5 protein-coding genes and 7 tRNA genes are annotated in these 9354 nt (G+C 34.7%); all 12 read right to left on the minus strand.

Annotated elements, in window-relative coordinates; translation table 11 throughout:
* Window positions 1-119: 119 nt before the first annotated feature.
* The 12 genes from JM172_RS17900 to JM172_RS17955 all read right to left on the minus strand — a co-directional run bounded on the left by JM172_RS17900 (window position 120) and on the right by JM172_RS17955 (window position 9354).
* Window positions 120-2528 carry a glycogen/starch/alpha-glucan phosphorylase gene (locus JM172_RS17900; protein ID WP_214483746.1) on the minus strand — a complete coding sequence of 803 codons (2409 nt, stop codon included), beginning with the start codon at window positions 2526-2528 and terminating at the stop codon, window positions 120-122.
* Window positions 2518-3972, minus strand: a complete 1455-nt coding sequence (glgA, locus tag JM172_RS17905) for a glycogen synthase GlgA (protein ID WP_214483747.1) — start codon at window positions 3970-3972, stop codon at window positions 2518-2520. The genes JM172_RS17900 and glgA overlap by 11 nt, the downstream gene beginning before the upstream one ends.
* Window positions 3969-4994 (minus strand): GlgC family sugar phosphate nucleotidyltransferase, encoded by a 1026-nt coding sequence (locus JM172_RS17910; protein WP_214483748.1) that lies wholly within the window; start codon window positions 4992-4994, stop codon window positions 3969-3971. Before JM172_RS17910 ends, glgA begins: the two co-directional genes overlap by 4 nt.
* A gap of 85 nt (window positions 4995-5079) precedes the next feature.
* Complete coding sequence (locus JM172_RS17915) at window positions 5080-6204, minus strand: glucose-1-phosphate adenylyltransferase (protein ID WP_214483749.1); 1125 nt, start codon at window positions 6202-6204, stop codon at window positions 5080-5082.
* Complete coding sequence (gene glgB / locus JM172_RS17920; RefSeq protein WP_214483750.1) at window positions 6155-8095, minus strand: 1,4-alpha-glucan branching protein GlgB; 1941 nt, start codon at window positions 8093-8095, stop codon at window positions 6155-6157. Before glgB ends, JM172_RS17915 begins: the two co-directional genes overlap by 50 nt.
* 587 nt (window positions 8096-8682) lie before the next feature.
* A tRNA-Glu gene (locus JM172_RS17925) sits at window positions 8683-8754 on the minus strand.
* 17 nt (window positions 8755-8771) lie between these two features.
* A tRNA-Ser gene (locus JM172_RS17930) sits at window positions 8772-8862 on the minus strand.
* Window positions 8863-8864: 2 nt separating this feature from the next.
* Window positions 8865-8939, minus strand: a tRNA-Asn gene (locus JM172_RS17935).
* Window positions 8940-8943: 4 nt separating this feature from the next.
* Window positions 8944-9020: transfer RNA gene (locus tag JM172_RS17940), tRNA-Ile, on the minus strand.
* 11 nt (window positions 9021-9031) lie between these two features.
* Window positions 9032-9105, minus strand: a tRNA-Gly gene (locus tag JM172_RS17945).
* Window positions 9106-9134: 29 nt separating this feature from the next.
* Window positions 9135-9210, minus strand: a tRNA-His gene (locus JM172_RS17950).
* A 68-nt stretch (window positions 9211-9278) separates the two neighbouring features.
* Window positions 9279-9354 (minus strand) — tRNA-Phe (locus tag JM172_RS17955).

The raw sequence follows: 9354 nt of genomic DNA on the forward strand, positions 1-9354 counted from the left end.
CCCACCTAATTGCAAAACCCCACCTTAAGAGGCGGGGTCTGAACTCTGTAAATAAAAAAAAGAGAGTGGCCTATCAAATGGTCGTTCGTCACTCTCTATATGAACATGTAAATATTAGATCAGTTTTTTTCTAATAAACCAGCAGTTATTTTCCAAACGTTGTCTGCATATTGTTGTATCGTTCTATCGCTAGAAAAGTAGCCAGAATGTGCAATATTTATAGCACTCTTTTTTAACCATTCATCCCTAATTTGATAGGAAATTCCTATCTTCTCTTGTGTACAAACATAAGAATCAAAGTCTCGAAGAACAAAATAATGGTCATTTTGCATAAGTAAAGAGTCATAAATGACCTCGAACTCATCTAACACATGTGGGAAAAAGCCATTTATTAATTGATTAATTATTTGTTTAATTCGTTCGTCATGATGGTAGTATTCAGTAGATTGATAACCTCCATGTTCATAGTATTGGATGACTTCGTTTGCCGAAAGGCCAAATGTAAACATATTTTCTTGACCAATCCGCTCATTCATTTCTACATTAGCTCCATCAAGTGTCCCAATTGTAATAGCACCATTCATCATAAATTTCATATTTCCTGTTCCAGAGGCTTCCTTACTCGCCGTCGATATTTGTTCACTAACATCTGTAGCAGGAAAGATCTCTTCAGCCAGTGATACCTTATAATTTTCTAAAAAAACTACTTTTATTATGTCGTTTATATCCGAATCATTATTCACAATGTCGGCAACTGAATTAATTAATTTAATTATTTTTTTTGCATAAAAATATCCTGGTGATGCTTTAGCACCAAAAATAAAAGTTCTTGGAAAGACCATGAAACTTCTATCTTCTTTTAGCCTGTTATATAAGTACATAATATGCAGTACATTTAACAATTGCCTTTTATATGCATGAAGTCTCTTAACTTGGACATCAAATATAGAATGTGTATCAACGACAAGACCAGTTTGATCCTTTATCCTGCGTGCTAGTATTTTTTTTCTCTCTTGCTTCACATGATACAACTGTTCCTGAAAGATTGAGTTCTCACAATATTTTTGGATTTCAATTAGTTTTTCAGGTGCTGAAATCCATGAATCTCCTATTGTTTCATTTAATAGCATTGTCAATTGAGGGTTTGCCTTTAATAACCATCTTCTATGCGCTATGCCATTTGTTTTGTTATTAAATTTATCAGAAAAAACATCATGAAATAACTTCATTTCTCGCTTCTTTAAAATTTCAGAATGCAATTTTGCTACTCCATTTACACTATGACTGCCTACGATAGCAAGATGTGCCATCTTTACAACATCATGAGCAATAATAGCCATACGTTCAATTCGTTCCCAGTCATTAGGATACCTTTGCCACAAGTCTCTACAAAATCGCTCGTTAATTTCTTCAACGATCATATAAATTCTCGGAAGAAGCGGTTGAAAAATGTCAATTGGCCATTTCTCAAGTGCTTCTGTTAATGTAGTATGATTCGTATATGAAATTGTATTTGTTGTTATATTCCACGCTTCATCCCAGTTCATACGCTCCTCATCAAGTAGAATCCTCATTAATTCAGGAATAGCTAATACAGGATGAGTATCGTTAATATGAATAGAAATATGTTCGTGAAAATCTCTTAAACTACTGTGATTAAGCTTATATGAACGAACAATACTTTGCAGACTAGAAGATACTAGAAAGTACTGCTGTTTTAACCTTAGTAGCTTTCCTTCAACATGTGTATCATCTGGATATAAAAATTCTGAAATTGCTTCAGTTTCACTTTTATAATCCATCATATTTTTACGAACTGCATGAGGAGAAACTTCCGCGCTCCAAATTCGAAGGGTATTAACTGAATGTAAGCCGTAACCTATAATTGGTATATCGTATGGTACAGCCATCACTATTTCCGTTTCAACATGTCGAAATGATAAATAATTATTTTTATTAGTTGTTTCAACCTCACCCCAAAAACGGACCTCTACTGCTTCATCTGGTCTTCGAACCTCCCACACATTTCCATGTCGCAACCATTGTTCAGGTAGTTCTACTTGATATCCATCAACTATTTTTTGATCAAACAACCCATGCTTATATCTAATACCGAATCCATGTCCCGGAAGATTTAAAGAAGCTAATGAATCTAGAAAACACGCTGCAAGACGTCCTAATCCTCCGTTACCTAGGCCTGCATCTGCTTCACTTTCCTCAATTTCAGCTAAACTAATACCAAGTTCCGCTAACCCCTCATCAACAACTTCTCTAATTTCTAAATTAATTAAATTATTACCAAGCAATCTTCCTAGCAAAAATTCAATTGATAAATAATACACCTGTTTATTTTCATTCAGGCGGTTCCTTTCATTTGTTTCGATCCATTTGGTGCTTATATGTTCTCTTACCATGTTTCCTAGCGTAAAATATTGATCGCGTATAGTTGAATAACGAAATCCCTTCCCATATATGGTCTCATATTTTTTGATAAATGCTTCTTTGAACGTCTCTTTGTTAGAGAACACGATTACCACTCCGAGTCATCAAATCAGCATACAGCTGATTGTATTTAAAAGCCGATTGTGCCCAACTAAAATCACGACCCATCACTTCTATAATCAACTTATTCCACAAATTAGTTTTATGATAATAGGATAATGCTCTCTTAATTGTATACAACATATCGTGAGCATTATAATTCGTAAATGTAAAGCCATTTCCTGTCATTGTCTCTTCATTAAATGATTCAACCGTATCGTTTAAGCCACCTGTTTCTCTTACAATAGGAATAACCCCATATCTCATTGCTATTAATTGACCTAATCCACACGGTTCAAATAAGGAAGGCATGAGGAATAGGTCTGCTCCTGCATATATCATCCTGGCTAACTCTTCGTGAAAACCGATGTATGCTTTACACTTATCTGGATAATGATTTACCATTTCATTAAAGAATGACTCATATTGATGATCTCCAGACCCAATGACAATCAATTGTATATCTTCTTGCATAAGTTCATGGAAAATATTAATAAGTAAATCAATCCCTTTTTGTTGGGTTAACCTTGTTACCATTGCGATAACTGGTGTTTTTTTTCTAACAGGTAATGAAAAATGTTCTTGTAGATGTTGTTTATTCAATACTTTTGAATCTATAGAGGTTCTATCGAAATTCTTAGTAATATATGGATCATTTTTGGGATCATACGATTGATCATCTATGCCATTTAATATTCCAACGAGCGACTGTTTTCTATCTCTAAGAACTCCATCTAATTTCTCACCATAATAAGGTGTCTGAACTTCATGTTTGTATGTGGGACTTACCGTTGTAACAACATTTGAGGTAACTATACCTGCTTTCATAAAGTTTACATTCCCATAAAACTCCAGGCTAGTTGCTGCAAATGATTGTTCATTTAAACCGAATAATTCTGGTAAAATTTCTTTCGGATATACGCCTTGATACTGAAGATTATGAATAGTGAAAACAGTCTTTATGTTCTCGTAAAAGGGCACTTTACTATATTTTTCTTTTAACAAATAACTAATCATTCCAGTATGCCAATCATGAGCATGTATGACATCTGGCTTAAAATCTAAAATTGGTAACGATGCTAAAACCGCCTGGCAAAAAAATGAAAAGCGTTCACCATCATCATAATGTCCATATAAGATAAAATCACGTTTGAAATAATATTCATTATCGATAAAATAAAATGTGACTCCATCTTGTTCTAATGACTCAATTCCACAATACTGCTGTCTCCAACCGACTTGAACAGTTATATTCGCTTCTTTTTTCATTTTTTTTCTATACTGGATAGGAATCGTTCCGTATTTTGGTAGCATCACTCTAATATCTGTACCGAGTTGTCTAAGCTCTTTCGGTAACGCTCCTGCTACATCACCTAGTCCGCCTGTTTTTGCAAATGGTACACATTCTGAAACAGCAAATAAAACTTTCATGTATTCATCAACGCTCCTTGAATTGTCCCCTTTGGAACTATATATGGTGTTGTGTAATCACCTGTAAGTATGACATTATTTTCTACTTTAACATCTTTATCTAAAATGATACCGTTTAATACACAGTTTTCACCTATTTGACTCTTTTGCATAATAATACTGTCTTTTACTACTGTCCCTTTACTTATGTTTACCGAGCGAAAGATGATGCTATTTTCAACTTCACCTTCGATTTTACATCCATTTGCAATAAATGAATTTTTTATCCTCGAGCCATTCATATATTTTGTAGGAGGTTCATCTTTCACTTTAGTATAAATTGGATTAATTTGGTTAAATAGCTCTTTCCACACTTGAGGTTTTAATAGTTCTAGACTATGTGTATAGTAATCTTTTATAGTGTTTATTTTTGCAACATATCCCTCATATTCGTATCTACATATTTGTAAATGATGTGAAGGATCTAATACCACGTCTTGAATTGTCGTATATCCAAATTTTTCATAGTTAGTGATTAAGTCAAACAATAGAGAAAAATTAAAGATGTACATACCCATAGGTTTGCCGTTATGTGCAATTTCAGTAATATCACAATGTGACTCTATATGTTGTTGCAAAATAGCTTGATAGTCAATATTGCATACTGTATAACAATTTGAGATTAATACATATTGCTGTTTGCTACGAAGAAAATAATCGATGTTGTTCTTATACTGCCGGAAAACATTGAATTCCTCACTCTGTGAATCAACCGCAGAAGGAAAAAAGAATAATCCATCCCTTTTACGATTTAAATCCCACTGCTTGCCATATTCAATATGATCCATAAGTGAACGATATTGATCTTTCGGAAAAATAGCGACACTAGTAATTCCAGAGTTCACCATATTGGAAAGTACAAAATCAATTAATCTATATCTCCCAGCAAATGGGATTGCTGCTACTGAGCGATTGATAGTTAGTTGTTGTATAGAGTCAAAGCTTTGTGTTGCATCAATGATCCCAAGCATCGTTTGATTCATTTATTCGCCATCCTTTCCTTGTTCATTTATGAACAAACATATGTGAAATAAGTAATATAATTTTCATATGTTCTTATAATGCAAATTATTCCTCACTAACCAAAATGATTTCATCACTTTCTTCCTTTTTACGTATTATCATGTCATCACATATATTAACTCCTGAAGAAATAATGGCGTTATCTATATAAGCATTTTTCCCAATAGTTGCTCCAGGCATAATTACAGCATTTTTCACAACTGCTCCCTCCATAATATGTACACCTTGGAAGAGAACAGATTGATCAATCTCTCCTTCTACGATACACCCTTCACATACAATGGACTCTCTTATGTCTCCAGTTGGGGCTATATATTGTGGAGGATGATTAGGATTAACTGAGTAAATTCGCCATGAATGATCATATATATTTAAATCTGTATCATTGTGTAATAAATCCATATTGGCTTCCCATAAACTATTAACAGTACCCACATCTTTCCAATACCCTTGAAAAGGATAAGCGACTAATTTTTTTTGTTCACCGAGTAATAAAGGAATAATATCTTTGCCAAAATCATGCGTTGATTCAGGGTTAAGTTCATCTCTTTCTAATACATCAAGTAAAATAGATGTCTTAAAAATATAAATTCCCATTGAAGCAAGGTTATTTTTAGGATTCGTTGGTTTCTCTTCAAAATCAGTAATATTCATGGTTTCGTCTGTATTCATAATGCCAAAGCGACTCGTTTCTTCCCACGGAACTTCGATGACAGAAATAGATACGTCTGCCTGTTTTTGAATGTGGTAATCAAGCATATACGCATAATCCATTTTATAAATATGATCTCCAGACAAAATCAGTACATATTCAGGGTTATACTGTTTAATGTAATTAATATTTTGATATATTGCTGAGGCTGTCCCCGTATACCATTTCATTCCTGCTTCCGCAATGTACGGAGGTAATAGTGTTACGCCACCATTTTTTCGATCAAGATCCCAAGCACTGCCTATACCAATATAATCATGTAATTCTAATGGCTGATATTGAGTAAGAATTCCAACAGTATCAATTCCTGAATTTGTACAATTACTTAACGCAAAGTCAATAATTCGATATTTACCTCCGAATGGCACTGCTGGTTTTGCTATCTCTTTTGTTAATGACCGTAGTCGGCTACCTTTTCCTCCTGCTAAGATCATTGCTATGCATTTTTTTTTGCCCATCTGTTTTCTTCTTCTCCTTTCTTTTTTTAATAGGACGTATAATCGATATCCCTAATGGAGGAATTGTAACTGCTAAGTGATATGGCTTCCCATGATATGTGCCTTTGTTACTAATTATTTTTTTGCTATTTCTATTTCCAGCACCTCCAAAATCCAATTCGTCACTATTTAGAATTTCCCGATACTCACCTTTGCTCGGAACACCAACTATATAATCATGGTAAACTGTAGCAGTGAAATTACATACGATAATTAAAAAGTCCTGTTCATTTTTTCCTTTTCTAATAAATGAAAATATTGATTGCTCATGATTGTTTACATCAATCCATTCGAAACCGTCATGAGTATCATCCATTTCATATAAAGCTTTATTTCTTTTATAAATTTTAAGTAACTCTTTAACATATGCATGAAGTTTTTGATGCATGACAAAATCTTGCAAGTTCCAATCTAATTGTTCTTGATCTTTCCATTCATCAAATTGTCCAAATTCTCCACCCATAAATAACAATTTCTTACCAGGATGTGCTATTAAATAGCCGTATAAAAGGCGAAGCTGGGCAAATTTCTGCCAATAGTCACCAGGCATTTTATTTAACAGTGATTTCTTACCATGAACAACCTCATCATGCGATAGTGGTAAAACAAATTTCTCTGAAAATGCATATAGAAGTGAGAAAGTTACTTTGTCATGTAAATATTGACGGTCACTGAACTCAGCCTTCATGTAAGTCAAGATATCATTCATCCAACCCATATTCCATTTGTAACTAAATCCTAAACCTCCTGCTGATACATTTCCTGTTACTTGAGGGAAGTCAGTCGAATCCTCCGCAATCACTAACGTTTCAGGTGCATAAAAGGAAATAACTTCATTAATTTTTTGTAAAAATGATATGGCTCCTTTATTAAGATGTTGATGTCCATCTGTACTAGGCCAATAAATCATATTAGCTACAGCATCAACTCTAAAGCCATCAATATGAAAATGCTCAATCCAAAAAAGTGCATTCGAAATTAGAAAGCTTTGAACTTCAGGTTTGCCTAGATCAAAGTTAGCAGTTCCCCAAACTGGATTTTCTCGATCTTTTGAATTTTCATATTCATATGTCGGCTGCCCATCAAACATATATAGCCCATGATTATCCTTGCAGAAATGACCTGGAACCCAATCTAAAATAACGCCAATTCCTTGTTGATGGCATAGATCTATAAACTTCATTAACTCATGTGGAGATCCATATCTACTCGTAGCTGAAAAATAACCTACCCCTTGATACCCCCAAGAAATGTCCAATGGATGTTCAATAAGTGGTAATAGTTCTATGTGTGTATAGCCATTTTCTACAACATACGGAATTAACAACTCCGCTAATTCATTATATGAATAATGGCTCCCATCAGCTTTTGTTTTCCAAGACCCAAAATGTAACTCATAAATAAAAACAGGTTTAGATTGTACGTTCTTTTGTTTTCGATTTTGCCATTTTTTATCTTTCCACTTATAGGAACTCATATTATAAACAATTGACCCTGTTTGAGGCCGTTCTTCAGAGTAAAATGCATAGGGATCTGATTTTAGTATTTTTTGATTAGACGGTGTGACAATTTCATACTTGTAAATCTCACCCACTAAATTAACAGGCATAAAAAGATGCCATACTCCCTCATCATTTATTTTCTCAAGCTCAAAGTTTTTTCCATTCCAATCATTAAAAGTCCCTACTACACTTACGCTCTGAGCATGTGGCGCCCAAACACAAAATCGTGTTCCCTCAATGACGTCACCCTTTTGACAAATATGTGCACCGAATAGCATATGACTTTGGAATAAAGAGCCCTCATGAAATAAATGCAAATCAAAATCTGTTGGAGGCGCGCTTACTGTCAATGTATTTCCCCTCTTTTCAAAATATAGTTTTCATTAATATTAATTATTCACGAATAAAATAATAATTCCTTTTAAAATGATTCGTATTTTTACTACATCATTCTACATAATATGTCATAAAAGCTCATATCATAGTTAAAAAACGAATAATGTAAGCGCATACAATTAGAATGTTCATTTAAAATAAAAGGTTATTTAATTTATTCGGTATATTTTTAAAAACGCAATTACATTTTCATATGAAGAATAACTTTACAATATTATTTATATTTGAGGGTTAATAATTACACTGAGAATGCTCACGTTGTAAAAGCAATCAAATTATCTATTCGTTTCGGAGTTACTTTCGTCCTAACCATTCATATAGTTCAAACACTATGATTCCGTAAATTAAGTACTTCGAATAAACAGTATGAATCTACCTTATGGAATGAACAAAAGGGAACTACTGTGAAGAGGAGTAAAAAAAATGACAAAGTAAAACTTGCTAAGCAAACCAATCAATCAATCCGCCCTTCATATTTTATTTTTGTCATTCCAAACACAACACAAAAAAGACACTGCACAATGTGCAATGTCTAAATGGATGACCCGTACGGGATTCGAACCCGTGTTACCGCCGTGAAAGGGCGGTGTCTTAACCACTTGACCAACGGGCCAAAATATTTTATCAAACTGGCGGAGAAGGAGGGATTTGAACCCTCGCGCCGCTTACGCGACCTACACCCTTAGCAGGGGCGCCTCTTCAGCCACTTGAGTACTTCTCCAATGGCTCCACAGGCAGGATTCGAACCTGCGACCGATCGGTTAACAGCCGATAGCTCTACCACTGAGCTACTGTGGAATAATGGTGGGCCTAAATGGACTCGAACCATCGACCTCACGCTTATCAGGCGTGCGCTCTAACCAGCTGAGCTATAGGCCCATTATTTGAAATGGAGCGGGTGATGAGAATCGAACTCACGACATCAGCTTGGAAGGCTGAGGTTTTACCACTAAACTACACCCGCAAATTTTTTTAAGATATATAATTTTTAAATGGGGCGACTGATGGGAATCGAACCCACGAATGTCGGAGCCACAATCCGATGCGTTAACCACTTCGCCACAACCGCCATAATATATATGTCAATTTACTAACTGAAGATTGACGGATAGAGATAATATACTCTTAACCCATAGATGGTGGCTCGGGACGGAATCGAACCGCCGACACAAGGATTTTCAGTCCTTTGCTCTACCGACTGAGCTACCGAGCC

It is taken from the genome of Bacillus sp. SM2101, from assembly GCF_018588585.1.
GTDB lineage: Bacteria > Bacillota > Bacilli > Bacillales > SM2101 > Nanhaiella > Nanhaiella sioensis.